The organism is Nitrospira sp., assembly GCA_016715825.1.
Classification (GTDB): Bacteria; Nitrospirota; Nitrospiria; order Nitrospirales; family Nitrospiraceae; genus Nitrospira_D.
The window spans coordinates 1012518-1037895 of the sequence record JADJXO010000001.1; the positions used below are offsets into that span (position 1 = coordinate 1012518).

Sequence of the window (25378 nt, forward strand, 5' to 3'; positions counted from 1 at the left end):
CATCGATAACGCCTCAATGCGTCAATCACGACCAGCCTTCGTTCAATCGCCCCTCTCTCCTCATGGGATATGCAACCCAGGCTTTTGATCTTATTCAACCATGTGAACGACCGACCGAAGGAATGAATGAACTATGAGCACACTGAGTAAATGGTTGCAGCCGCCCCCCAAAGACTCGATTGAACAGCAATACCAGGAGCTCGCCAATCTCTTACGCACAAAAGAACGGACGTTGGAGACGACCTCGCACGATTTGAAGGTAAAAACGGCGGCGATGCAAATTCTTGAACAGAAGGTTATGTCGTCGGAGAGCACGCTCACCTCCGTTCAACGAGAACTCAGCGCGCGCACCGAACAGTTAAAGGCACTTGAAACGGAATTGGCCGCACGATCGAATCGGGTGACCGCCCTGGAATCTGAAGGAGATGTCGTGCGCCAACGCATGACTGATCTCAATTTGATTATTTCAGACCAGGCGGAAGAACTTCGTGGAGCCCAGCAGGCTCGTCACGCCGCCGAGCAGGCACAAGAAGTCCTGAGGGAAGAGATCCGGGTTCTGCGCGACCATATCACCCAACTCAATGAAGGCCTCACCGATCGAAACTATCTCCGCGCCCAGCTTGAAAAAATGGGGGCGGCCCAAGACCGCGTGCATAGACTGGAAATCGAGTTCAGCGACCGCGAAGCCGCCCATCGGGCGACCATCCAACAGCTCGAACAATCCATCGCCGAACGTGATCAACGCATCCATCAGTTTGATACAACCGCCGCCGCTCAGGCGGACGAAGTCCGTGAGGCCCAGCAAACCTGTCATGCCGCTGAACAGGCACAAGCAGTGCTGAAAGAAGAGATCCGAGTCCTCCGCGAGCACATCACCCAACTCAATGAAGGTCTTGCCGACCACGATCGCCTCCGTGCCCAGCTCGCAAAGCTCGATTCCACTCAAGACCGCGTGCATCAACTCGAAGTCGAGCTCGGTGACCGCGAAGCCGCCCATCGGGCGACCATCCAACGGCTTGAAACATCCATCGCCGAACGTGATCAACGCATCCATCAGTTTGATACAACCGCCGCCGCTCAGGCGGATGAAGTCCGTGAGGCCCAGCAAACCTGTCATGCCGCTGAACAGGCACAAGCAGTGCTGAAAGAAGAGATCCGAGTCCTCCGCGAGCACATCACCCAACTCAGCGAAGGGGTCGCAGACCGCGATCGCCTCCGTGCCCAGGTCGCGAAGCTCGACTCCACACAAGACCGCGTGCATCAACTCGAGGTCGAGCTCAGCGACCGCGAAGCCGCCCATCGGGCGACCATCCAACAGTTCGAAAAGTCCATCGCGGAACGCGACCGGCGTCTCAGTAAGGTCGATACGAGTACTGCCGCTCAGGCAGAGGAACTCCGTAGAGCTCACCAAGCCTGTCACGCCGCCGAGCAGGCGCAAGAAGTCCTGAAGGAAGAGATCCGGGTCCTGCGCGACCACATCACCCAACTCAACGAAGGCCTCGCAGACCGCGATCGCCTCCGTGCCCAGCTAGAGAAACTCGAGTCGGTACAAGACCGCGTGCATCAACTCGAGGTCGAGCTCAGCGACCGCGAAGCGGCCCACCGCGGCATGCTCCAACAGCTCGAACAATCCATCGCCGAACGTGATCAACGCATCCATCAGTTTGATACAACCGCCGCCGCTCAGGCGGATGAAGTCCGTGAGGCCCAGCAAACCTGTCATGCCGCTGAACAGGCACAAGCAGTGCTGAAAGAAGAGATCCGAGTCCTCCGCGAGCACATCACCCAACTCAATGAAGGTCTTGCCGACCACGATCGCCTCCGTGCCCAGCTCGCAAAGCTCGATTCCACTCAAGACCGCGTGCATCAACTGGAAGTTGAGCTCAGCGACCGCGAAGCCGCCCACCGCGGCATGCTCCAACAGCTCGAAACATCCATCGTCGAACGCGATAAGAGGATTGAGAAGCTTGTGCCAGTCAATCATCTCCTTCGTGAAAAGGAGTCCGAAATCAAGGAGTGGGAGAAAAAACTCACTCGCACCGTCCGCGAACATGAGGGGCAGCTCACCAAACTCCAAGAACAATGCGCCGCCCAGGAGCAACGTCGCGAACAGCATCAGCTCGCTGAGCACCAACTCCGCGAGGAACAGAGACTCGCCAAACACCAAGTTCATGAACGAGATGAACAGATCGCACGTCTCCAGCGACAGCTGCAAGACCTGGAGGCCGTGCGCCAAAACCTGACCGCGGATGTACAGCGGATTCCGGAGAAAGATGAGCAGATCAATCGCCTTCGAAAGCGGCTCAGAGAAATGCAAGCCGAACTTCGCGCAGAGGCCTCCGCTTCCGTGAAGGGATCGAGCGCTCTCAAGGTAACTCCGCTCGCCAAGCTCACCCCCAGCGCTCACCCAACTCCGAGTACCATCTCTACGCCAACGAGCGCCGTACTAGCTCAGGGCTCACAGAACAGCACACGACAAGATTCCCACGCCAAACCGGACAAGTCTGGTGTTGCATCCAAAGCCAAAGCTGAGCCGGTCACCAAGACGGCTACCGACCCTAAACCAACCCCTGAGACCAAGGCAACTCCCAACAAAGCCGTCTCTGGTACTCCCGTCTCTCCAGCAGCCGTCATCTCCCGGCAGGGACGACCGAACGGCACTGGGCAGGATTCCCACGCCGAACAGCCTAAGTCCGGTGCCACTCCCAGCCCGAAAGCCGAGCTCATCAACAAGGCTGTTCCCAGCGCAAAACAATCCCCTAGCGCCAAGGTGGTTGCTCCCACCAAACCAGCCGTGAGTGCTAAGGCAACTCCTGCAGGGGCTGTTTCCAGTCAGGCGGTCCTGAATGGCGCAGGGAAAAGTTCCCCAGTCGTTCCACCTAAATCCGGTAATGGGAAGAATGCGCCGAAGGACGATCTCCAAAAGATCAACGGGATCGGACCGGTTTTCGCACAGACCCTCAACAAGCTGGGCACCTACACATTTATTCAGATCGCTCGGTGGAAACCGGAAGATATCAAGAAGATCTCCAAGAAGCTCGACACCGACCCTGAACGGATCAAACGGGAAAATTGGATCGCGGATGCGAAGAAGCACCACTTTCGAAAGTACGGAGAGAAACTCTAGCTATTCGAGAGAAAGCCATTCCAGCGTGGATGTTGAAGTCGCACCTTCTCTCCCCTGCCTACATTTCACCAACCACCCGTCCACCCCAGCGTTCTCTTAACGCTCAGCTGCAAGAAGGAATGCATTGAGCAACGGATGTGGGTGATCGGGGCGCGATTTCGCTTGTGGAATAAACAGCGTCCCAACGAAGAAACGATGGTGCGAGAGTTCCATCACGCGACACTCACCTTCAGCATCCATCCCGACCACGTCAAAACCAGCAAGAGCGATCTGATCGACATAGTCAGGATTGACGCCGAAATTACAGTAGTAGCGTTCAATAATCAGGGCGGCCGCATAGGCCGCCGCCGTTCTTGAGCCAGGGGCGAGCAAGATCCCCATCTCGTGACCCACAAGAGAACAAGCCAGTCGCGACACGATCAGGCAAGAGGCAGACGGATCATATTCCTCGTGCTGGGCATCACGAATCCCTAAGACGTTGCGCGCGAATTCTATGACCATATGCTGATACCCGCCACATGTCCCTAGCGTCGGCACATCCCGCTCCCGAGCAAACTGTATGGCGTCAAGCGTGCGGTTAAGATTTCGATAGGGACTCCCGGGCCCAAACCAAATCCCATCAAATTCCGACAGAGTGGTGATGTCGGCATCAGCCGTTGAGATCCACTCGGATTGCACGTCGAGTCCCAGCGCGGACGCAGAGTGGGCGATCGCCGCATCGGTTTGCACGTGCGGTTCAAAGGACGGGTCGTACTCGGCAACGATGGCGAGCTTCATCTACGAGCATTACCTAATGAGCTGACTGCCCTGCATCATACCTTCCCTATGCCTACCATTGGGAGTGGGATTTCTATCTAGGCTTCGTCCGCATGGATTGCTATCCGGAAGGTCGTTCGCCCCTCCCGCGTCTCGCCGCCGATCAGATAAGATCGTGTTGTATTGTGACGATTTCCGTTCATTGATCGCAAAGGTCTCAAGGTCAATCGCTTCTACCGCATACCAGTCATCGATCATAGTCGACGCCGGGCTGTAGGTTTCTCCTCGTGTGATGTCGCCGAACACGTCGGCTGGTTCCACAATTCGTTCATAGCACCCTGCCACATTAAGGCAGATACCCAGTAGGATGATGAGCTGCCAATGACTGACGACAACATCCAGCGCTGTTTTGACCACTAATTCCCGTTTGTACATGGTGTTTTGGAACTTGGAGGGGTGGCTGTCTGTTCGGATCATGAACGTCAACTTCCTTAATCAGCACGACTATTTTACACTGTGCAGGAACTCAGACTAGCCAGATGGTGTGAGTGTGTTAATGAGGTCGCCGTGCTGGAGTAATAGTCAGTGGACAGAAGGCGTATGAAGGCCCGCATAAGTCTGTACATCGCTCGCTCACCCACCGGTTCCACTGTTTGACTTCCCCTCCCCATCTCCATAGAATCTTCCGCCATGGCTTCGTCATTCGTGCATCTTCATCTCCACACTCAGTTCAGTCTCCTCGACGGTGCGAATCAGATCGAACCGCTCGTTCGCCAGATCAAGTCCTTTAACCAGCCTGCCGTGGCCATGACCGACCATGGCAACATGTTCGGCGCGGTTGAGTTTTATCGCAAAGCGAAGGACGTGGGCGTCAAGCCGATCATCGGATGCGAAGCCTACATGGCCCTTGAAAGTCGACATGCCAAGAAAGATAGCGGGCTCGCGCATAACGATTATTACCATCTGATTTTACTCGCAAGAAATCTCACCGGTTATCAAAATCTCATTAAACTGGTCAGTAAAGGATATCTTGAAGGATTCTATTATAAGCCTCGAATTGATAAAGAACTCTTAAGGCTCCACCACGAAGGGATTATCGCCCTGTCCGGTTGCTTAAGTGGTGAAATTCCCTACCTCATCGGCCAAAACGATATGGCAGGCGCCATGGCGGTCGCTGGTGAGTTTCAAGAAATCTTTGGGACGGATCATTTCTATCTTGAAGTTCAGGCAAACGGCCTCGATCATCAGCGCGTGGCAAACACTGGCCTCGTGGAAATCCATAAGAAGCTTGGGATTCCCATGGCCGGGACCAACGATTGCCATTACCTCAACAAGGACGACGCACGACCGCATGAGTTGATGTTGTGCCTCCAGACCGGGAAAACGTTGAGCGATCCCAACCGAATGAAATTCGACACGGATCAGCTCTATGTCAAATCAACGGAGGAGATCGCCCCGGCATTTGCCGAGTTTCCCGATGCCGTGATGAACACGTGCCGGATTGCCGACCATTGCGACCTCGATCTCCCCTTGAACAAGACACATCTCCCACAGTACCGTGTGCCGGAAGGGTTCAGAGATCGTGAATCCTATCTGGAGCATCTCGCCGTCGCCGGTCTCAAGGAACGATTAAAGGAACGCCCCAGTCGAATCGCTTCACCCGTCTATGAGCAGCGACTCAGAGAAGAGCTCATGGTGATCTGCTCGATGGGATTTGCCGGATACTTTCTCATCGTGTGGGACATCATCCGTTTCGCTCGATCTCGCACGATTCCTGTTGGACCAGGTCGCGGTTCTGCCGCAGGTAGTCTGGTCGCCTATGCCTTGCGCATTACAGACCTTGATCCATTGGTATACACGCTCTTGTTCGAGCGTTTCTTGAACCCTGAACGGGTCTCCCTCCCGGATATCGACATGGATTTTTGCATGGATCGGCGAGGTGAGGTGATCAACTATGTCGTCGATAAATACGGCACCGACCATGTAGCCCAGATCATTACCTTCGGGACGCTCGGTGCAAAAGCCGCCATCCGTGATGTCGGACGAGTCTTGGAACTGTCGTACGCGGACGCCGACAAAGTCGCGAAGCTCGTCCCCAATCAATTGAACATCACCTTGCAGCAAGCCCTGGACACCGAGCCTCGCCTACGCGAGTTGGTCGAAACCGATCCGAAGATCAAAGAGCTGATGGCCAATGCGCGATCGCTCGAGGGTCTTGCGCGCCACGCCTCCACCCATGCCGCCGGCGTCGTGATCTCCGAAGGTCCGCTCACCGACCATGTCCCGCTCTACAAAGGCGCGAACGACGAAATCGTGACGCAGTATTCGATGGGAGATGTTGAGAAAATTGGCTTGGTGAAATTTGATTTCCTTGGCCTCAAGACGCTGACGATGATCAGGCGAGCCGAAACACTGATCAACGAGACCCATCCCGAGGCCGCCCCTCTCGTGATCGACCAGGTGCCCTTCGACGACCCAGCCACGTTCGCCCTGTTGAGCTCTGGTAAAACAACCGGGCTCTTCCAATTGGAAAGTTCGGGCATGCGAGATCTCCTCACAGGACTCAAGCCGGATCGATTCGAAGACATCATCGCGATCATCGCACTGTATCGACCTGGGCCGATGGACCTGATCCCCGATTTCATCAAGCGTAAACAGGGGAAGGTCCCGATCACGTATGAGGCACCGGAACTGGAACCTATTCTGAAAGACACCTACGGCGTGATCGTGTACCAGGAACAGGTCATGGCGATCGCCAATAAGGTCGCCGGCTTCTCCTTGGGACAAGCCGACATTCTTCGCCGGGCGATGGGGAAGAAAAAGCCGGAAGAAATGGAAAAGTTGCGGGTCAAGTTTATCGACGGGGCGAAGCAGAACAAGATTCCTGAGAACAAGGCGCAAAAGCTCTACGAGCTCATCCAGAAGTTCGCCGGATATGGCTTCAATAAGTCGCACGCGGCCGCTTATGCCGTGGTGTGTTACCAGACAGGCTTCTTAAAGGCCCACTATCCGACGGAATTCATGGCGGCGCTCATGACCACCGACATGGGCAACCAGGACAAGCTGGTCGGGTATTTCACTGAGTGTCGAGATCTCGGCATCAAGGTCCTGGGTCCTGATGTGAACGCGAGTCAAAAGCACTTTGCCGTGGCGGACGGAGCCATCCGCTTTGGCTTGGCAGCCATCAAAAACGTCGGTGAGGGGGCTGTTGAATCGGTGCTTGACGTGCGATCTCGTACCGGCCCCTTTGGGTCGTTCTTCGACTTTTGCCGGCGGGTGGACTTACATAAAGTCAACAAACGAATGCTGGAAGGGTTGATCAAGGCCGGCGCGTTCGATTCAACGGAAGTAAAACGTTCGCAACTCATGGCCATACTCGACCAGGCCGTGGAAGAGGGCGCGGCAGCCCAGCGTGAACGAGAGGTCGGACAGACCAGTATCTTTGGTGAGGAACTTCATGGAGACCATGCTGCGGTGGCTCTCCCCGCACCCACACTACCCTCGATTGCTGAATGGGACCAGGCTCAGCGACTCAAGTATGAACGTGAATTAACTGGCTTTTATATTTCCGCTCATCCCCTCGCACGGTACGAAGCCATCCTCGGTGCCCTCTCCACGACTTCGACGATAGGTTTGAAAGATTGCACCGACAACGGTGAGGTGAAACTCTGCGGCATTATCGCCACCATCAAATCGATGCTCACGAAAAAGGGTGATCGTATGGCCTACCTGACCGTGGAAGACTTGCATGGGACGGCCGAGGTCATCGTCTTTCCCGATCTGTTTAAGACAGCCGGAGAGTTGATCACACCGGAACGGATCGTGAGGATCACCGGGACGATCGATCGTGGCGATAAAGGCACGAAAATCCGAAGCAGCAAGATCGAACCGTTGGCCGAGGTGCAGGCTCAGGCGATCAAACGCATTCGAATCCGCCTCACTGATCGTCCCGAGGTGCAGGACCAGCTCCCTCGCTTGCTGGAGGTGCTCAGGCGGCACCCTGGTAGCACCACCGTTTCCATGTCGTTTCGAACGGACGGCACCTTGGAAGCGGAGACCGCTCCTCTCCCGAACCTTACGATCTGTCCAAGCGACCACTTCATATCGGATGTTGAAGAAGTGCTAGGCAAAGGGGCCCTTTCTTTGCTATCTTAAAGAGTCCTTTCAGGGGGAGCTCTACACACCATCTCCCTCATGTGTGCCTGGGTTGGATTAGTAAACGTCCATGCGAGACTACCTCGAGTTTGAAAAGCCGATCCGAGAGATCGAAGAGAAAATCGAGAAACTCTCCGCCGCAGCCACAAGCGGTAAGGCGTCTTCTCAGAACGACATTCGGAAGCTTCGTGCGAAGCTTGCTCAAGTCGAACATGATCTCTATCAGACCCTCACGCCCTGGCAGCGCACTCAGCTCGCGCGGCATTCTCAACGCCCCAGCACCTTGGACTATATCAGTGAACTCACCAGAGATTTTCTCGAGTTCCATGGGGACCGTGTGTTCGGCGACGACCGAGCCATTGTGGGAGGATTCGCTCGATTCAACGATCGTCCCGTGATGATCATCGGCCATCAGAAAGGCAAGACGCTGAAGGAACGCATGCAGCGAAACTTCGGCATGCCCAATCCTGAGGGCTATCGAAAAGCTCTCCGGCTCATGAAAATGGCGGAAAAGTTTAACCGCCCGATCCTGACGTTTATCGATACTCCCGGAGCCTATCCCGGGATCGGTGCCGAAGAACGAGGACAAGCTGAAGCCATCGCCCGCAACTTGTTCGTCATGTCGCGATTGACGGTTCCCATTATTTCCGTGGTTATTGGTGAAGGAGGAAGCGGCGGCGCTTTAGCGCTCGGTGTGGCCGACCGTGTCCTTATGTTGGAACATTCCGTCTATTCCGTCATTTCTCCGGAGGGCTGTGCCGCTATTCTGTGGGACAACCCGGAAAAGATACCCGATGCGGCATCTGCGCTCAAGATGACGGCTGACGACCTGGCTAAACTCGGCATCATCGATCAAATTGTCCCTGAACCGCTGGGTGGCGCACATCGCGAACCGAGAGCCATGTATGATCAAGTCGGCAAAGCACTCACCAACCAACTGTTTGAGCTGCTCGATATACCGGCTGAGCAACTCCTTACGCAACGAGACCAGAAATACCGCAAGATGGGGGCCGTGAACGGTCTGCTCCCCTAATCAGGTCTGATCCCAGCACCCCTCTTATTCCGTTTGGATTCGAAGAAGTCCGACCTCGGTGAATCGCCGTTCGATCACCGCAAGAATGTGTTCAACCAGTGCCGGACGATACGGATCAAATACCGTTGCCGCCAGATATCGGTTCACCGTTGTCGGTAGTTTTCGCCGCCACGCGACAGCTGATCGTCTGGCCTGTTCAGCCACATCACGATCGAGCATTCGTCGAATCTCTCGCTCAAAAAATGCGACATGCACGACTTCATCGTCGAAAATTGAGGCCAGATCAGGTCTGAGTGTACGGAGCAATCTCGCAAATTCTAGCCCTAGGGATTCATAGCCATAGATCTGAACGGCCAGAACCGGCCATTGACGTGGAACGGATGGAAGGCGTTCCCGGTCGAGCGGCTGACAACCGACCATCGCTTTAAACTGTGCGAGATGTTGCTGCTCGTCTTCCTCATGTTTTCGAAGAAAGGCGTACACGTTAGGAGGAACGTCTTGCCGCTGGGCCGACCGCACCGTCCGCAGTGCCATCGCTTCGGCCTTGACGAATTGCTCCAATAAGGCATGTTCACATTCCGGCGGGAGCCGAATGGACGTATCGCCATCACCCAACATGATGCACCTATCCTACGCAAACAGAACGGAGTTGTCCAAACATCCATGACTGAGGGTTGACTGGATCTTCAGATCTGTGTACATCCTACAGGAACTAACTCTAAAGATCGGTGATAGTTGGGAGTTCACGTGTGGCTGATCACCGGATCGACGACCACCCTAAACACACAGATCAGAGGCCGGTCAACGCATGAGGCTCTACCCATGATAAATCCGACAAGGTCTGCGTCAGCCGTTGTCAAACAGGTTGCGCTCTGTCTCCTCGCCGCGGCGCTCTCCATGGACATCGGCTGTGTCAGTCAACGTGCCTACGAACAGCTCAAAGCGGAGATGCAGGAACAGACCCAAGCGTTGGAGACGGTGCGGGAAGACGTGAGAGGGCTGGATCAAGAAATCGCCGTGTTGCAGGCGACCAATCGACGCAAGAACATCACCATCGATGAGCTCCTTGCCACTATCCAGCGTGAACAAGAACTGTTGCCGATCATACGAGAGGAAGCTGAGGAACGGCATTCGTCTCTCAAGACTCAGGTAGCCAGTTTGTTGGATCAGAGTTGGCACCTCGCGCGCAAGATTGCAGATCTCCGACAGGCCAATGCCTCGTTGCGAACCATGGCGGATCAGTATAAACAGGAAATGAGGCTGGTTCAGGCTCAAACTCAAGCTCACACGCCGGTGCTGGTCGCTGCACACTCAGAGCAACTCCCCATCACGGCCTCGACGGCGACCGAAGAACCTGCGGCCTCAGCTATCCCAGAACCACCGCCGGTTGAAGTTGAAGAGGAGCAGCCCTCGTCTCTCATGAGTGATGAAAGTCGTACGCCGCCGCAAGTCGCACAAGCTGCTTCGGCGACACCTGATCTGACGCCTGTCACGTCATCCGTATCATCTCCATCCCCTGCACCAGTGATTGTCGAACCACCTGAGGCAGAGGAATCCTGGTTCGACATGATTGCCGGCTGGCTCCTCGCGTTCTGGAATTGGTTGATCAGTTAGTGCACTGCCTTCGCGCCTCTTATCACGACCACTTCTTGCGGTGTGACAAAGCTACTTGCGCATGCCCCACTCAGCGGCTGCCGTTCCGGCAAGACGTCCGGTTGCCAAACAGCCCGTGAGGAGATACCCACCGGTCGGCGCCTCCCAATCCAGCATTTCTCCGGCGCAGAATACGCCTGGACGCGAACGCAGCATCAATCGTGTGTTCACACCTTCGAAGGAGACGCCGCCGGCCGTGCTGATTGCTTCTTCAAGTGGACGAGGACTCCTGAGAGTCACCGGCAGAGCTTTGAGTATGGTAGCCAAGCGAACCGGATCGAAAAAGACTTCTTTGGGTACCGCCTCGCGTAGAAGACCTGCTTTAACTCCCGCGATTCCAGCGCACCGTTTGAGATGCGTTGCAAGAGTCCGCTTGCCGCGCGGCCTTGAAAGGTCTTGCGAAAGTCGCTTCAATGATCGATCCGGAGCAAGGTCTATCCACAATGTGGCTGCCCCTTCCGCTGCAATCGCATCACGCAGAGAGGCTGAGAGCATATAGATGACGCCCCCCTCCACTCCGTTCGCCGTAATCACAAACTCGCCCATCTGACGAACGACAGTTCCATCGAGAGCCTTCGTCGTGAGTTGCACCGTTTTCACAGGATGTCCCGAAAATGTCGTGCGGAAGTACTCGCTCCACCGCACATCGAACCCACAATTGGCCGGCTTCAGTGGGGCAATGGATACGGATCGTTCATTAAGAATCCGAACCCAGTCTGCATCAGATCCCAACTGTGGCCAACTGCCGCCGCCCAACGCAAGCACTACAGCATGAGCGCCCACATGAACCAGCCCTCCTGGAGTCGTGAAGAGAAGCCGCCCATCTTGATCCCACCCAACCCAGCGATGCCTGACATGGAACTGCACACCATCCGTTCGTAATCGTCGCAGCCAAGCGCGCAGAAGCGGTGCTGCTTTGAGATCCGTTGGAAAGACTCGTCCGGAACTACCGACAAATGTCTCAATGTTGAGGCTGTGCGCCCACGCCCGGATAGCTTCAGGAGGAAACGATTGGATCGCAGGTTCGATGTCAGGGCGTCGAGTGCCATACCGTGAGAGGAGCTGCTCCATTGGTTCTGAATGGGTCAGATTCAAGCCGCCTTTCCCTGCAAGGAGAAACTTTCTTCCGACTGAGGGCATGGCGTCATAGAGCGCCACTTCCACACCGCCAACGACAGCCGCCTCTGCGGCCATCAATCCAGTGGGACCACCACCAACAATTGCCACCGTTACCATCTACCTCCTAATAGTTCGTTATAAGAAATACAAGTAATCATGATAAATATACGGACATTATGAGGTCGATGCGCCGACTACATGGACTCATAGGCGTAGGATCATGACTACACATAATACGGTCGGTTGATGAATGAAAGCGGTACTACAGTAAATTTTTGGCGTGCTTAGAACTACTCTCACATGGTCTGCTTCTTGCTCACAGGCAATTATTGAGCACAGTGGCTGCTGTTTCATAAGGTTATTCACAAGTCCTTCTGGCCATTCTATGGCGCAGACTGGATCTAGAGGAGGATCATGATGCGCATTCGAGCGACCTGTTATGCCGTCCTTGGTATTGTTGGGCTACTGTCCAGCAATGTTCAAGACGTGTTCGCTGCTGAGGATTTAGGAAAAAGAAACAACTTACGCGTAACAAAACCCACACGTCCTCAAAATCCTGACGATTCGTTTAGCCGAATGTTCCCAGGCTTGTTACCGTACGCACCTCCGACGAATGAGGCAAGAGAACTGGCACAAAAAGTGGGTGTCCCAGGTGGCGTGTGCGACGCGCAAGATCTTCTCACGGATCCGATCCAGTCGATCCTCAACCCCGCCGTCCACAGTCCGAACAATCCCGACAATCCAAACATGACCGCGGGGATGACCTTCTTCGGGCAGTTCCTCGATCATGATATGACCCTTGCGTTGAAAGCTCCGATCAACGAACCCACCGACCCGAGGCGAACCACCAATTTTCGGAGTGCCGAGTTAGACTTGGATAGCCTCTATGGCGAGGGTCCCGATAAATCACCGGAACTCTACGATAGCAGTTCCGGTGACATTAAATTCAAGGTGGAGGAAATTCCTGGGTCGGAGACCGTATCCCGAGGAGGCAAAGTTCGCTTTGATCTTCCGCGTGATGGGAACAACAACGCCATCATCGGAGACGGCCGGAATGATGAAAATATCATCATCAGTCAATTCCATCTGGCGATGCTGATGTTTCACAATGCGGTCGTCGACCATTTGCGAGCGGATCCGACCAAGGCCAATCTCTCAGCCAAGCAGATCTTTACTGAAGCTCAGCGCGAGGTCCGCTGGCACTATCAATGGATCATCGTGAATGAATTCTTGCCGCTTACGATCGGACAAAATCGAGTGAACGAGATCATGCGTCGAGGTCCCCGATTCTATAATCTGGGCGACCGTTCACGAGACCGAGAGTTTCGTTCGCGCCGCCAAGACCCATTGATCCCAGTAGAATTCGCCGTCGCCGCTTACCGGTTCGGGCACTCCCAGGTCCGGCCCAGTTATCGAATGAACTTCGGAGCAGCGCCCGGCAGCGAGTTCTTTGCCTTCATCTTCGATGACTCAGCAGATCCCAACAATCCCGACCCCAACGACATGCGTGGCGGCAAGAGGGCGGCTCGTCGATTCGTCGATTGGCAGACCTTCTTCAAGCTGGACAGTGCGAACTTCCGTCCCAACAAGCGGATCGACGGCAAGATCTCGACTCCTCTGTTTCTCCTGCCTGGACAAAAAGGACCAGCTGCGGGTCTCCCCACCGATGGACCCCAGTCCCTGGCATCCCGAAATCTCATGCGTCACGTGAACTTTGGGATCCCTTCAGGACAAGCCATTGCACGTGTGATGGGAGTTCGGGTTCTGACTCCAGAGCAACTCTCAGAATTTGCGGACTTCAACATGGCGAACAACACCCCACTCTGGCTCTATATCCTGAAAGAGGCCGAAGTCCTTGAACAGGGTTTGCGCTTGGGACCAGTAGGAAGTCGAATTGTCGGCGAAGTCTTTATTGGACTTCTGAAAGCCGATCGAGACTCCTACCTGTCTACAAACAGAAACTGGAAACCGACTCTACCGTCTGCGAAATCCGGAGACTTTGAGATCGCCGATCTCCTGAGGTTCGCCGGAGTCGTTCATCCGGTGGAGTAATTGGTCTTGCAGCATACTGGATGCCCTCTGTCGTAGAGGGCATCCAGTCCAGCCGTCCTCAAGACTCACTTGTCTCACCGCACCGCCCATCTTTGGCACAGAAACTCTCCCTCGTGCTGCGTGAATGGTAATCGGCGACCCCACGCCTCCGGTCGAACTCAATCACATAACAGTCTTCAAACATCTGTTTAAGTTGCTTGCGCCCTCGCTGGACACGAGATTTCATGCCGGATAACGAAACACCCATCTGTTTAGCAGCAGCCTGTTGCGTCAGCCCATCGATCTCGACGAGTGTGATGGCGTTTCGATAGTCTGGTGAGAGCCGCTCAATCATGGGACGAATGCACCCAGCAAGTTCCGATCGTGACTCCCTACCCTCATCTCGACGAACAGCCTCTGAGTTCTTTGATACTTCATTGAAGACTTCAAGTTCTGAACTCAATCCAGCAGGGATCTCCCGTTGTCTTCCAGGCTTTCGGTAATGATCTAATGATCGCATTGCGCGTGACCTGATAGATCCAGTAGACGATTCGGCGAGGATCGTTCACCGTGTCCATCTGCCGATGGACACGTACAAAGACGTCCTGCAGAATGTCGTCAACATGACCATCATCGTTCACCCGCTTGGCGATGAAGACCCGGAGGCCATCATGTACCTGGCGCCAGAGTTCTTCCGTCGTCTTCGTCATGATGGCCTCTCCCTCATCGTATCCAATACGGTACTGCATCGGTTCAAGCTCCGCAAGCAGCTGGCTCATGGGAGCCGGCCTTCTTCGGCACGCAGCAGCCTGTTTGACTGAGTCCTCCAGTGACTTCCATCTGCTCATGGACGGTAAAGATCTCCCAGGCATTACCGTCCGGATCGGTAAACCAGAGTTTATCCTGTCTGGCAAAACAACACGCGACGTTGTCTTCGACTCTCTCAAGTATCCCTTCATGTTGCAACCGACCTTTCCAGTCGGCAATTTCCTGAATCGTCTCAACCTCGATGCCCAAGTGATCAACGGCACTTATTTCACCACTGGAAGACACCAGCGAAAAGTTCAGCGCTGGGGCCTTCAGATCGAACTTGGCATAGTCGGCCACCTGTTTTTGTGGCGGCACGCCAAACACTTTTTCATAGAACGCCACCGACTTGGCGACATCACGAACATCCAGCGAAATATGGGGACGCATAGAGCACCTCCTTGTTTGCAAGCTGCAGATGATTCTGCGCTCATCTCTATAGACGGAGGCGCTTCAAAAAGGACGCAACCCTGCAAGGCAGAGAGCCTGGCTCACACTCGAGTCTTGGCGAAGCAACCGTTGAGATGGTCGTCCACCATCCCCACCGCCTGCATGAAGGCATAGATGATAGTGCTTCCGACAAAGCGGAAACCTCGTTTCTTGAGGTCCTTTGAGAGCGCGTCGCTCTCCGGGCTTGTGGCCGGAACATCCGCCATCGTCAGGGGGTTATTTAACCTTGGCGTCCCGCCGACAAATTGCCAGACATACCGGTCGAACGTGCCGAATTCTTTCTGCACAGCCAGAAACGCCTGTGCGTTCGTCACCGTCGCATCAACCTTCAATCGATTTCGGATGATACCAGGATCGTGTAATAACCGTTTTTTGTGGCTGACGGTGAACTTCGCCACTCTCGCAGGATCAAATTCAGCGAAGGCTTTTCGGTAGTTCTCACGTCGCTTTAAGATTGTGTCCCAGCTCAGACCAGCCTGTGCGCCCTCAAGCAGGAGCATTTCAAAAAGGCGACGATCGTGACGTACCGGTTTGCCCCACTCCCTGTCGTGATAGCGAATCATATGCGGCTGCTCTCCAGCCCATGGGCAACGCGTCTCCGGTTTCTTTTCGATAGCCATCCCCCAGCCTCGTGACAGACCGATCTACTCGAGAGGTGGCCTTCTCGAGCTCCCACACGTCTTTCCTCCCTCTACCGCCGGAACGCGTCTTTGCCCTTCACCACGTCACTCAACAGCTTGTCGGCCAACTTACCGGCCTTCCAGCGACGATACCATTGGTGAATCACCAACCAGAGCACCACCCCACCGACACCGATGAGCACGATCAAAACCGTGTCGTCCATCGAGACACATTACCCGGCACCGCCTTCTGAGGCAAGCCTCCTCTGTACGCCGATAATCCACGTTCATCGCACACAGTGATCGAAGAAGCGAGGGAGGTGTTGCCCGTCACCTCCCTCTTCTTTGTACATGACACTTCAAGCAATGGTTTAGGATAGAAACCGGATTTAGACCGACGACGAACAGCACGGCTGCAGGTCCAGGTCTTCACGTGACCGATCGCAACACATCACATCGGCAAATGTCTTTTTCCCCGCTGATCGGTCATGCTGAGCTTGCCGATAGGACACGCCGGCCATGGCTGCCACAGCAGCGATGCCGCACCCGGTGCGTTCTCATTAGACGACAGGTCTCACGATAGGCCCGCCTGCATCTTCTTTCTCCCCGTCCCCATTGCCGCGGATATCTTCTTTTGCACCTCCGATGCACGTGAGTACGTTCGCCTCAGAAGAAAACTCCGGAGCGCAACGGCCTGGTTATATTGCGTATCTTTGGCAGAATAGAGGAGCGTCACTGCACGAGTCTTTGCTTGTTTCTTGATCGTCGCGATAAATGGGATCTTCTCCTTCAGCTCGGCATGATAGCGGCGGAGAAACTCCACCCAACGTGTAGGATCGTGGTTGAACCATTTCCGAAGGGCTGTTGAGGGACCGAGATCCGGCAGCCAGAGATCGAGCTTTGCGTCAGACTTAGACAGTCCCCGCGGCCAGAGTCGATCGACCAGTACCCGAACGCCATCGGACTTCGTCACTGGTTCGTAAACTCGTTTGACCAGAATCTTACCCATAGGTGCTAGAGACCGATGGTTTCAATCTGAGCAATTTCTTCCGGCAACAAGTTGAACTGCTCGCACTCGAGATCTTCCTTCATGTGTTGAGGATTCGTCGTACCGGTCAGAGGCAGCATGCCGACCTGCTGCAAAAAGCGAAACACGATCTGAGCCAGGCCAGTCTGATACTTGGCGGCCATGGTGCGAATGGCCTGATCACCAAACACTTCCCGATTGGCGGTCAACAGTGAAAATCCTTGATACATTATTTGGTTATCTTGGCATACTTCACGCACTTCTTTATCCCAGCCGAACGCCGCATAGCAACGGTTCTGCACCACCATCGGCTTGTGCTTGGCTTTCGCGCAGAGCAGGGTGAGCTGCTCCGCTGAGACATTGCTGATCCCGATCATCTTCGTCTTGCTCGCGTCGTAAAGAGACTCGATCGCCGCCCACACCTCCCAATCCTCCGCCCCTAACCCGCGTCGTGAATAGGGTCCATGCAACACATACGAGTCGAGATAATCGGTATGGAGATGCGCAAGGGAACTAGCGAACGATTGTTGGACTTGTGCAGTGATGCTCGCCTGCGCGTCGTACGGGAGACGATGATCCTGCCCGTTGATGGGAGTGAACTTGGTCTGCAAAAACAGCTTGTCACGGGCGATGCCTTGTTCAGACAATCGCAAGAGGGCATCCCCCACTCGTGCCTCATCGTAATGGACAAGCTGGTTAGCGGTATCGATGGCCCTAAAACCTGCTCCTACCGCTTGCAGCACGAGTCCCGTTGTCGTCTCCTTCTTCCAGGCAGTGCCGTACATGAAGGAGGGAATTGAAACGTGATTGTATGTAGTCAACGGCATTGACGCATCTCCTTGATAGACTCATCCCACACAGATGGCCTCGGCACTCTCAACGGTGGCACGCTACAGATCCTTCGGCCATAAGGAACTCAGCTCTGGATACTTCGCGCGATAGTCGGCGTGACCGGCACGGATGACTTTCAGTGTCTCCTCTCTTCCGTATACGCTGGTGATTTGCACCTTGTGATGAGTCGCCCCCGGCGCACTCTTATAGGTGAGGAAATAATGTCGGAGGCGATCCAGAAGAGTAATCGGACATTGTGAAATATCCGTGAAGTTTCCATAGACCGCGTCGTCTCGCATTACAGCAATGATCTTGTCATCAGCCTCACCACCGTCAGCTAGACTGAATCCGCCGATAGGCAGTGCTGTCAGGAGTATGTCGCTATGAGGGATGCTCTTCTCCGACAAGACGCAGATATCGAGCGGATCGCCGTCCCCGACCATACCTTTGCGACGAGCCCGTTTGGCAAAGATGTCGGCCACTCGCTCTCCGGAATACGTCTGCGGAATGAGGCCGTAATAGACGGGACAGTAGTTGGAGAACCGCTGTGGCCGATCTACCTTCAGAAAGCCGCTGCGCTTATCAACTTCGTATTTCACCGTATCGGTTGGAACGATTTCGATGTAGGCTGTGACCACGTCCGGGGCTTCCTCACCGATGGACACACCGTGCCATGGGTGGGCCTTGAACATCAGTCCGAGCAGATGCTGGAAGGGATCACTTCCGCCGTGTCGCTCAACCGTCTTGTCTGGATCCTCTCGCTTCTTCTTCACTTATAGAGCTCCTCTCTACGACTGCCGACCAAGCTGCGACCGACGACGACTTTCAAACAGGCGGTAGTATCCCCCATGGGATCGAGATGGGCAATGGCTTATTATCACACTGTGACGAGAATGTTTACACGGTTCGTGTGAGGCATTGCCGAGGTAGGATATGAGGTATACTGTGTCTGTGACGAGTCGCTTTTTTCATGGAGGCTCGTATGGTACCGCCCAGCCACAAGCCATCCTATCGCCAACGTGCATTGAGGCTATTCCCTTGGGTCTGTGCCCATTGCGGTCGTGAATTCGACGGCAAAAAGCTCAGCCTCCTCACGATCCATCACAAAGACCACAACCATGACAATAATCCCCTGGACGGCAGCAACTGGGAATTGCTCTGTCTCTACTGTCACGACAACGAGCATCAGCGCGATCAGGTAGGTGGCCAACCGAACGACTCGCCGTCGAGCCGTGAACCGGAGCGCCCCTTCACACCCTTCGCCCAGCTTGCCGACCTGCTCAAACGCAATACGGCAGCCTGATCAAGACCTGGCTTGATGGCTAGGTCTCATCATCCGACGACCTGAGCAGACCGCACGCTCTCCGACCTCATCTTCTCGCATGTGGTGTACTGGGTCATGCCTCATCGTCGCTCATAGGCAAGTGGTTCTCTTTCTGACAAGCGGATCTGAGCCAGAACCGGTATCGCCATGCCGGAACTGGTTCGATGGTTCCCTCCGCTCGACCTCTGCTTGATCCACCCCCGACTCATTCGCCGATCATGTTCGCTCGCAAGCCGCCAGGTTGAAAATGATTCGGCAGCAACATAATGCAGTTAGGGTTGAACCCTTGCTCTTTCAGGGTATCAATACTCCCTAAAACGTTCTCCTGTTTCAGATCGATCACGGTAATTGATCCATCGCTCAGCCCTTCCAAATTCAGGAGGCTATTCTGGACAAAGAGATAGCGCTCATCTGGTGACAGCACGCTATGATGCGCCCCGGCCGCAGCCGCAATGGTCTTGAGAAACTTCGGGTGGCGCGGATCACTGTTGTCGTACAGATTGACAAACCCTGGTTTGGCTGTCGTGACGAACAGGCGGTCTCCCTTCGCGTTATAGAGCATTTCCAACGGCATCCCCTGTTCTCGCGGCTCAAAATCATCGATCTGATGGAAGGAAAACGCCTTGCGCCTGGGATCCCACACTCCGGCCCACAGCGTATTCTCCATCATATTAGTGATGTGCACGACCGGAGGATCGGCATTGGGGCTGAACATGATTTCGACCGGTGCCGATTTGGCCGGAGCCGGCTTCGACCCTATTTGATGCGTCGAGAGTACCTTCCCCGTACTCGCCTCCAGGACCGTTACGGTGTTGCCCTGCTCAGACATGTCGGGCTTGACCGTACTGGTGACGAGCACCCGATCAATGCCGTTGTGAATCGCGATGCCGTGAGGATAGGCAATAAACGCTTCGGCGGGGGCTGGGGCGCTGATCGTTTTGACCGGTCTGTCCTGGACGGCGTCCCCCACTATCACCGTGGACGAACCCATACAGGTGAGATACCAGCTCCGGTTATCTTCGGATACGACCAGATCTTCACCGACCTGACAATCAGGGACGTCAATGGCGCGTAGCCGATAGGGAAACTTCGTGAGGTCCACGACGTGCAAGATGCTTTTCCCCAAGGCCGTCACGTAGGCTTTGGTACGATCCCGGTTGAAGAAGATGTGGTGAGCCACGAGATCAGAGGGAAGCGGAATCTCCATCAGGACCTTGCCGAAATCCACAGACTCCGGATCGATATCCATGATCGCGATCCCTTCTCGTCTTACCGGTTGGTTCGCCTTGCTTTCATAGTTAATCAGAGCAAGGATTTCAGCCGATGCTGAAGTCGTCCCTGTAAGCAGCAGTCCTAGAGTCAACGTGAGGAACCGTAATGGTTTCATGGCAATCTCCCTGTGATGTGTGAGCATTGTATAGTATTTGAGGACTACGTTTATGCCCGAATACCGATGACTTCTAGATACTCCGCAAAGACCGTGGTGCAATTTGCTTCAGCGCGATTGTGCGCCGACCAGAGGGTTTCGAGCTCTTGCCGCATCTGCGCTTGCCCATCGACATCAAGCGATGCGAACGCTCGGTTGGTCGGCCCGTAATACCGACAAAAAAACTCTACGACCTCCACCGGTGGAAAAGGATAGCTAAAGAGGTACTGCCGCTTCGTGAGACTGAGCTGTGAAAGTCCATGGCCAAGCCGCTCACGAACCGTCGGCTCATTACCCCACAAGACCGGCGACGGCATGCCGGACGGCGCAATGAACTTTGACACCGTCTTGAACATCTGCCCGACGAATCCCTGCGGCGTCCAATTGGCCATAGCGATGGTGCCTCCCGGCTCGCAGACACGAAGCAATTCTTGGGCAACCAGTTCAGGCCGCGGAGCGAACATTGCGCCGATCAGACTGACGACCACGTCGAAACTGGCATCGTCGAATGGAAGTGCTTCGGCATCAGCCTCATGAAACCGGACGGTCAAGGCTTCTGCTTGCGCCCGTACCCGTGCTCGCTCCACCAAGTTGCCGGCGATATCCACACCGGTCGCCCCGATGCCGTCTTTTGCCGCCATCAGTGCCAGCTGACCGGCCCCACAGGCGACGTCCAACAATTGGCTATCCGGCGCGATGTTGAGTCGCTCGTAAAATTCTCGCGCGCCGCCTTCCATGTACCGCGAAAATCGATCGTAGTCGCCAGCTGTCCAAATCGATTTGAGCCGAGCCTTGAGACCGTCCATTTCTCCCATCGTTGTGCTCGTCATGATGTCCTCCCCTTTTGTCATATGTTCATGAGGCCGTGATCTTTTCTGCTGGTGACTATACGAGAAAGGTCTTCTGCCGTCTTAGCCGCGCGTCTAGCTCTTTTATCAGAGGGAGTGCTAAGCTCCGTGTCGTTTATCCCGGCGTCCGACCTGTTTAGCCGAGAGGCTTCGTCTCAGAGGTTCAGCGATGGATGTGCTATCTGAAGTCCTGAAGGCGGTAAGGCTTGATGGAGGGGTCTTCTTCAACGGTGAATTCTCGGCTCCATGGTGTTCGCGTGAACCCGATTCAGGCACGATGGCGTCTTATTTTCCCCCTGGTCCCAAACATGTCTTCATCTTCCACCTGGTAACCGAAGGACAGTGCTACTGTCGTGATGAGGAAGGAGGCCGCGCTGTGCCCTTGGAAGCCGGCGATATCGTCATCCTTCCACATGGGAATGCGCACCTCATGGGCAACGGTCCTCCCGTCACCCCTATCGACAACGCACCACACCTGAAGCAGCTCTTCACTGAAGGCGGTATACTGACTCAATCGGGCGGTGGTGGAGAAACCACAAAACTGGTCTGTGGGTACCTCACCTGCGATCCACAACTGAGCCAAGTTTTCTTGGACGGTTTACCACCGATCGTCAAGGTCCATATTCGCGATAGCCCATCTGGGAAGTGGCTCGAGGATACCTTTCGTTTTTCCGTCGATCACACGGAAGCCTCTGCTCCAGGCAGCACTGCAGTCATCGCGAAACTATCCGAATTGCTGTTTGTAGAAGCATTACGACGATATACTGCACAGCTACCCGAATCTCAGACCGGCTGGCTCGCCGGTGTACGCGATCCAAAGGTGGGCAAGGCACTCGCTCTCTTGCATAAGCAGCCGTCTCACTCCTGGACAATTGCCTCGCTGGCCGAAGCCGTCGGCCTCTCACGTTCAGTGTTGGCAGACCGATTTCGACATTATCTGTCAGACACGCCGATGGGGTACCTGACTCGCTGGCGGTTGCAGCTTGCCGCTCAAGTGTTGGCGTCGACGTCCAAGAGCGTGGCCGAAGTGGCAGGCGAGGTGGGCTATGAATCGGAACCCTCCTTCAATCGCGCCTTTAAACGGGAGTTCGGGGTCCCTCCGGCGAGGTTCCGCACACAAACAAGATCCTCTCAACGTAAGAATTGATAAAGTGAGAATGGAAACCGGACAAGACATCACGATCACCGAGCTCCGACTCAGCTATCGATACATCAAGGAACATCCCTGGGTCGTCACGGCAGTGAATGGTTTTCTCTCCGCCTACTTCATGGAACAGCCGAGCTTTCGCGTGCAACGTCATTTCGATGAACTCGAATCCGGCATGCACGTCTGGATTTGTGAAGTACCCGGCACGATGAAAATGACAACGCTAATGCGAAGACTGCGAGCGGATATCCCTCCTTGTCGCTATACTCAAAGCACGACAGAATCGGCGAGCGCTCCTCAATACCTCATCGACTCGCTCGAACAAAACTAATCGGCGACACGTCTCGGTCCGCAACATTTCCCAAACCAAGTGCTCCTCCTCGAATGACAGGGTATAATGCATCATCATGAATCGTGTGCTCATCCTTGGAGCCGGAAAGATCGGCTCACTCATTGCCTGCCTGCTGAATCAAACCAACCGGTATGAGGTTCATTTGGGCGACATGACGTTCGATGCGTCCAAGCAGTTGGTCGAACGTCTCGAGCTGGATCGGGTGACTCCCTGTTTGCTCGATGTGCGGCATCCCGACGCCGTCAGCACCTATCTTTCCACCCATCACTTCGATGCGATTCTTTCGAGCCTTCCCTATTTCTGCAACCCCACAGTTGCCGGTCTCGCCTTAACCCATAATCTTCACTACTTCGACCTCACTGAAGATGTGGAGGTCACGAACCAGATCAAAGTGCTCAGTACCGGAGCCAACCAGGCCTTCGTACCTCAATGCGGACTCGCACCAGGCTTTATTAGTATCGTCGCGCACGATCTCATGACTCATTTTAAAACATTGGACATGGTCAAGATGCGGGTCGGTGCCTTGCCGGTGCATCCCAGCAACGCGTTGAAGTATTCGCTCACCTGGTCCACAGACGGACTAATCAACGAATACGGCAATGTCTGCTATGGGATTGAAGAGGGAGAGAAAGTCCCTCTGCAGCCGCTCGAAGGATACGAGACCATCGAGCTCGATGGTCTGCTGTACGAGGCGTTCAATACGTCAGGAGGGTTGGGCACCTTGGCCGACAGTTATGCAGGAAGAGTCAGCACGATGAATTACAAAACGCTCCGCTACCCTGGCCACTGTGAGAAAATTCATTTGTTGATGAAAGACCTCAAGCTCAACGAAGACCGCGAGACACTCAAACGAGTACTGGAACGTGCAATCCCTCAAACCCTGCAAGACGTTGTGTTGATCTATGCGTCGGTGACAGGAACAAAGGACGGAGGTCTGTTCGAGGAGAATTACGCGAAAAAGATTTACCCACAATGCATCAAGGGTACACTGTGGTCGGCGATTCAAGTGACAACCGCTTCCAGCGCGTGCTGTGTCATGGATCTTGTCTTGAACGACCCTGCGCAGTACCATGGATTTGTCACGCAGGAATCCATCTCGCTACAGACATTTGTGGACAACGAATTAGGAGCCTGTTTCCGATGAGCACCAATCACATCGCCTTAAGAGACCTGGGAATCCAAGCCGTGAATTCAGGAGGAAGTACCGGTCATCACTGGTGGTCCGGGCGCAATGATGGGTCGCTCATCTCATCGATCAACCCTGCCACCGGGGAGCAAATCGCGGGAGTCTACCCTTGCTCAGCAGAGGATTATCAGCGGATCATGAAAGAATCCATTGAGGCATTTCGTACTTGGCGTCTGGTCCCTGCACCCAAACGCGGCGACCTCGTTCGACTCATTGGCCAAGCGCTTCGAGAGAAAAAGGATCAGCTGGGCACGCTCGTCTCCCTGGAAGTCGGTAAGATCAAAGCGGAAGGAGACGGCGAAGTACAAGAGATGATCGACATGGCCGATTTTGCCGTCGGCCAGTCACGGATGCTCTACGGCGTCACGATGCAATCAGAACGGCCTGCTCACCGGATGAGCGAACAATGGCACCCACTGGGGCCAGTCGGCGTCATCACAGCCTTCAACTTTCCCGTCGCAGTGTGGGCATGGAATGCCTTCATCGCCGCCATTGCCGGGGATACTGTCATCTGGAAACCATCGCCGAAGGCCCCGCTCTGTGCCGTCGCCGTGCAACAGATTTGTAACCGCGTGATGCAGCAGCAAGGGTATTCTGGGGTTTTTTCCTTATTCATCGCCGATCAACCGCCCCTCGCAGAGCAGATGGTACAGGATGAACGATTGCCTCTCATTTCATTCACCGGATCAGTTCCGGTAGGACGACGAGTGGCCGCGCTCGTCGGCCAGCGATTGGGACGGACGCTTCTGGAACTCAGCGGCAACAACGCCGTGATCGTCGACCAGACCGCCGACCTCGACATGGCGGTACGCGCCATCGTCTTCGGCTCTGTCGGGACCGCCGGCCAGCGCTGTACCACCACTCGGCGCGTGTTTATCCACGAGTCACGATATGAGGAACTCGTCGCCATGCTGGTGAAAGCCTATGCACAAGTCCAGATCGGTAATCCATTGGAGAAAGAAGTGCTGATGGGACCACTCATCGACCAGGTCGCTGTGGAGAACTATCGCACCGCCCTCGATGAGATCAAAACAGAAGGTGGCGAGATTCTGTACGGAGGACGCGTCCTGACTCGCCCTGGATATTTTGTCGAGCCGACGATCGTCCGAGCCAAGCATGACTGGCCGATCGTACAGCGTGAAACCTTTGCGCCGATCCTGTATGTCATGCCGTTCCAATCTATTGACGAGGCAATCGCGTTGCAGAACAACGTTCCACAAGGGCTCTCCTCGGCCATGTTTTCTAATGATATTCGGCATGGAGAGCAGTTTCTGTCGGCGGCTGGAAGCGATTGCGGGATCGCCAATCTCAACATTGGCACGTCCGGGGCTGAAATCGGCGGTGCGTTCGGCGGAGAAAAGGACACCGGCGGAGGGCGCGAAGCAGGATCAGATTCCTGGAAGGCATACATGCGCCGCCAAACCAATACGGTCAATTGGGGAACAGAGTTGCCGCTGGCACAAGGTATTAAGTTTGGCCCATAAAC

General features: G+C 54.9%; 24 protein-coding genes. 10 read left to right on the forward strand and 14 right to left on the reverse strand.

What is annotated here, in order from left to right; translation table 11 throughout:
- Positions 1–133: 133 nt before the first annotated feature.
- Positions 134–3127 carry a hypothetical protein gene (locus IPM58_04895; protein MBK9306429.1) on the forward strand — a complete coding sequence of 998 codons (2994 nt, stop codon included), beginning with the start codon at positions 134–136 and terminating at the stop codon, positions 3125–3127.
- 96 nt (positions 3128–3223) lie between these two features.
- On the opposite strand, the gene IPM58_04900 is transcribed toward IPM58_04895, so the two are convergent.
- Entirely contained in the window at positions 3224–3904 is a 681-nt protein-coding gene (locus tag IPM58_04900) for a CTP synthase (protein ID MBK9306430.1), read from the reverse strand.
- A 9-nt stretch (positions 3905–3913) separates the two neighbouring features.
- Positions 3914–4360 (reverse strand): hypothetical protein, encoded by a 447-nt coding sequence (locus IPM58_04905; protein ID MBK9306431.1) that lies wholly within the window; start codon positions 4358–4360, stop codon positions 3914–3916.
- A 213-nt stretch (positions 4361–4573) separates the two neighbouring features.
- On the opposite strand from IPM58_04905, the gene IPM58_04910 reads away from it, so the two are divergent.
- Both IPM58_04910 and IPM58_04915 read left to right on the forward strand, forming a co-directional pair.
- Positions 4574–8038: a DNA polymerase III subunit alpha gene (locus IPM58_04910; protein MBK9306432.1), complete on the forward strand. Its 3465-nt coding sequence runs from the start codon at positions 4574–4576 to the stop codon at positions 8036–8038.
- A 70-nt stretch (positions 8039–8108) separates the two neighbouring features.
- Complete coding sequence (locus IPM58_04915) at positions 8109–9071, forward strand: acetyl-CoA carboxylase carboxyltransferase subunit alpha (protein MBK9306433.1); 963 nt, start codon at positions 8109–8111, stop codon at positions 9069–9071.
- A 24-nt stretch (positions 9072–9095) separates the two neighbouring features.
- Here IPM58_04915 and IPM58_04920 read toward each other — a convergent pair whose 3' ends face one another.
- The gene (locus IPM58_04920) at positions 9096–9689 is read right to left on the reverse strand and encodes a hypothetical protein (protein ID MBK9306434.1); all 594 of its coding nucleotides are present in this window, start codon (positions 9687–9689) and stop codon (positions 9096–9098) included.
- 204 nt (positions 9690–9893) lie between these two features.
- On the opposite strand from IPM58_04920, the gene IPM58_04925 reads away from it, so the two are divergent.
- On the forward strand, positions 9894–10685 hold the full coding sequence (locus tag IPM58_04925) for a hypothetical protein (GenBank protein ID MBK9306435.1): 792 nt from the start codon (positions 9894–9896) through the stop codon (positions 10683–10685).
- A gap of 51 nt (positions 10686–10736) precedes the next feature.
- Here IPM58_04925 and IPM58_04930 read toward each other — a convergent pair whose 3' ends face one another.
- The gene (locus IPM58_04930) at positions 10737–11960 is read right to left on the reverse strand and encodes a TIGR03862 family flavoprotein (GenBank protein MBK9306436.1); all 1224 of its coding nucleotides are present in this window, start codon (positions 11958–11960) and stop codon (positions 10737–10739) included.
- 300 nt (positions 11961–12260) lie between these two features.
- On the opposite strand from IPM58_04930, the gene IPM58_04935 reads away from it, so the two are divergent.
- Positions 12261–13895: a peroxidase gene (locus IPM58_04935; protein ID MBK9306437.1), complete on the forward strand. Its 1635-nt coding sequence runs from the start codon at positions 12261–12263 to the stop codon at positions 13893–13895.
- Positions 13896–13953: 58 nt separating this feature from the next.
- Here IPM58_04935 and IPM58_04940 read toward each other — a convergent pair whose 3' ends face one another.
- The 8 genes from IPM58_04940 to IPM58_04975 form a co-directional block, all read right to left on the reverse strand.
- Entirely contained in the window at positions 13954–14394 is a 441-nt protein-coding gene (locus tag IPM58_04940; protein ID MBK9306438.1) for a sigma-70 family RNA polymerase sigma factor, read from the reverse strand.
- Complete coding sequence (locus tag IPM58_04945; GenBank protein MBK9306439.1) at positions 14321–14653, reverse strand: hypothetical protein; 333 nt, start codon at positions 14651–14653, stop codon at positions 14321–14323. The genes IPM58_04940 and IPM58_04945 overlap by 74 nt, the downstream gene beginning before the upstream one ends.
- Positions 14628–15071 carry a VOC family protein gene (locus tag IPM58_04950; GenBank protein MBK9306440.1) on the reverse strand — a complete coding sequence of 148 codons (444 nt, stop codon included), beginning with the start codon at positions 15069–15071 and terminating at the stop codon, positions 14628–14630. The genes IPM58_04945 and IPM58_04950 overlap by 26 nt, the downstream gene beginning before the upstream one ends.
- 101 nt (positions 15072–15172) lie before the next feature.
- Positions 15173–15751, reverse strand: coding sequence for a DNA-3-methyladenine glycosylase I (locus tag IPM58_04955; protein ID MBK9306441.1), 579 nt, complete (start codon positions 15749–15751; stop codon positions 15173–15175).
- A 71-nt stretch (positions 15752–15822) separates the two neighbouring features.
- Positions 15823–15975: a hypothetical protein gene (locus tag IPM58_04960; GenBank protein MBK9306442.1), complete on the reverse strand. Its 153-nt coding sequence runs from the start codon at positions 15973–15975 to the stop codon at positions 15823–15825.
- A 350-nt stretch (positions 15976–16325) separates the two neighbouring features.
- Positions 16326–16760: a DUF488 domain-containing protein gene (locus IPM58_04965; protein MBK9306443.1), complete on the reverse strand. Its 435-nt coding sequence runs from the start codon at positions 16758–16760 to the stop codon at positions 16326–16328.
- A 5-nt stretch (positions 16761–16765) separates the two neighbouring features.
- Complete coding sequence (locus IPM58_04970; protein MBK9306444.1) at positions 16766–17605, reverse strand: aldo/keto reductase; 840 nt, start codon at positions 17603–17605, stop codon at positions 16766–16768.
- Between the two features lie 63 nt (positions 17606–17668).
- Positions 17669–18301 (reverse strand): inorganic pyrophosphatase, encoded by a 633-nt coding sequence (locus IPM58_04975; GenBank protein MBK9306445.1) that lies wholly within the window; start codon positions 18299–18301, stop codon positions 17669–17671.
- 278 nt (positions 18302–18579) lie between these two features.
- Here IPM58_04975 and IPM58_04980 point away from each other — a divergent pair, with 278 nt between their 5' ends.
- On the forward strand, positions 18580–18912 hold the full coding sequence (locus IPM58_04980) for an HNH nuclease family protein (protein ID MBK9306446.1): 333 nt from the start codon (positions 18580–18582) through the stop codon (positions 18910–18912).
- Between the two features lie 226 nt (positions 18913–19138).
- Here IPM58_04980 and IPM58_04985 read toward each other — a convergent pair whose 3' ends face one another.
- Positions 19139–20320: a YncE family protein gene (locus tag IPM58_04985; protein MBK9306447.1), complete on the reverse strand. Its 1182-nt coding sequence runs from the start codon at positions 20318–20320 to the stop codon at positions 19139–19141.
- A gap of 50 nt (positions 20321–20370) precedes the next feature.
- Complete coding sequence (locus IPM58_04990) at positions 20371–21192, reverse strand: class I SAM-dependent methyltransferase (GenBank protein ID MBK9306448.1); 822 nt, start codon at positions 21190–21192, stop codon at positions 20371–20373.
- Between the two features lie 184 nt (positions 21193–21376).
- Here IPM58_04990 and IPM58_04995 point away from each other — a divergent pair, with 184 nt between their 5' ends.
- From IPM58_04995 to IPM58_05010, 4 genes are all read left to right on the forward strand, one after another.
- Positions 21377–22354: an AraC family transcriptional regulator gene (locus IPM58_04995; GenBank protein MBK9306449.1), complete on the forward strand. Its 978-nt coding sequence runs from the start codon at positions 21377–21379 to the stop codon at positions 22352–22354.
- A 10-nt stretch (positions 22355–22364) separates the two neighbouring features.
- Positions 22365–22685, forward strand: coding sequence for a hypothetical protein (locus IPM58_05000; GenBank protein ID MBK9306450.1), 321 nt, complete (start codon positions 22365–22367; stop codon positions 22683–22685).
- A gap of 76 nt (positions 22686–22761) precedes the next feature.
- Positions 22762–23850 (forward strand): saccharopine dehydrogenase NADP-binding domain-containing protein, encoded by a 1089-nt coding sequence (locus tag IPM58_05005; GenBank protein ID MBK9306451.1) that lies wholly within the window; start codon positions 22762–22764, stop codon positions 23848–23850.
- Positions 23847–25376, forward strand: a complete 1530-nt coding sequence (locus IPM58_05010; GenBank protein MBK9306452.1) for an aldehyde dehydrogenase family protein — start codon at positions 23847–23849, stop codon at positions 25374–25376. Before IPM58_05005 ends, IPM58_05010 begins: the two co-directional genes overlap by 4 nt.
- The last annotated feature ends 2 nt before the right edge of the window (positions 25377–25378 follow it).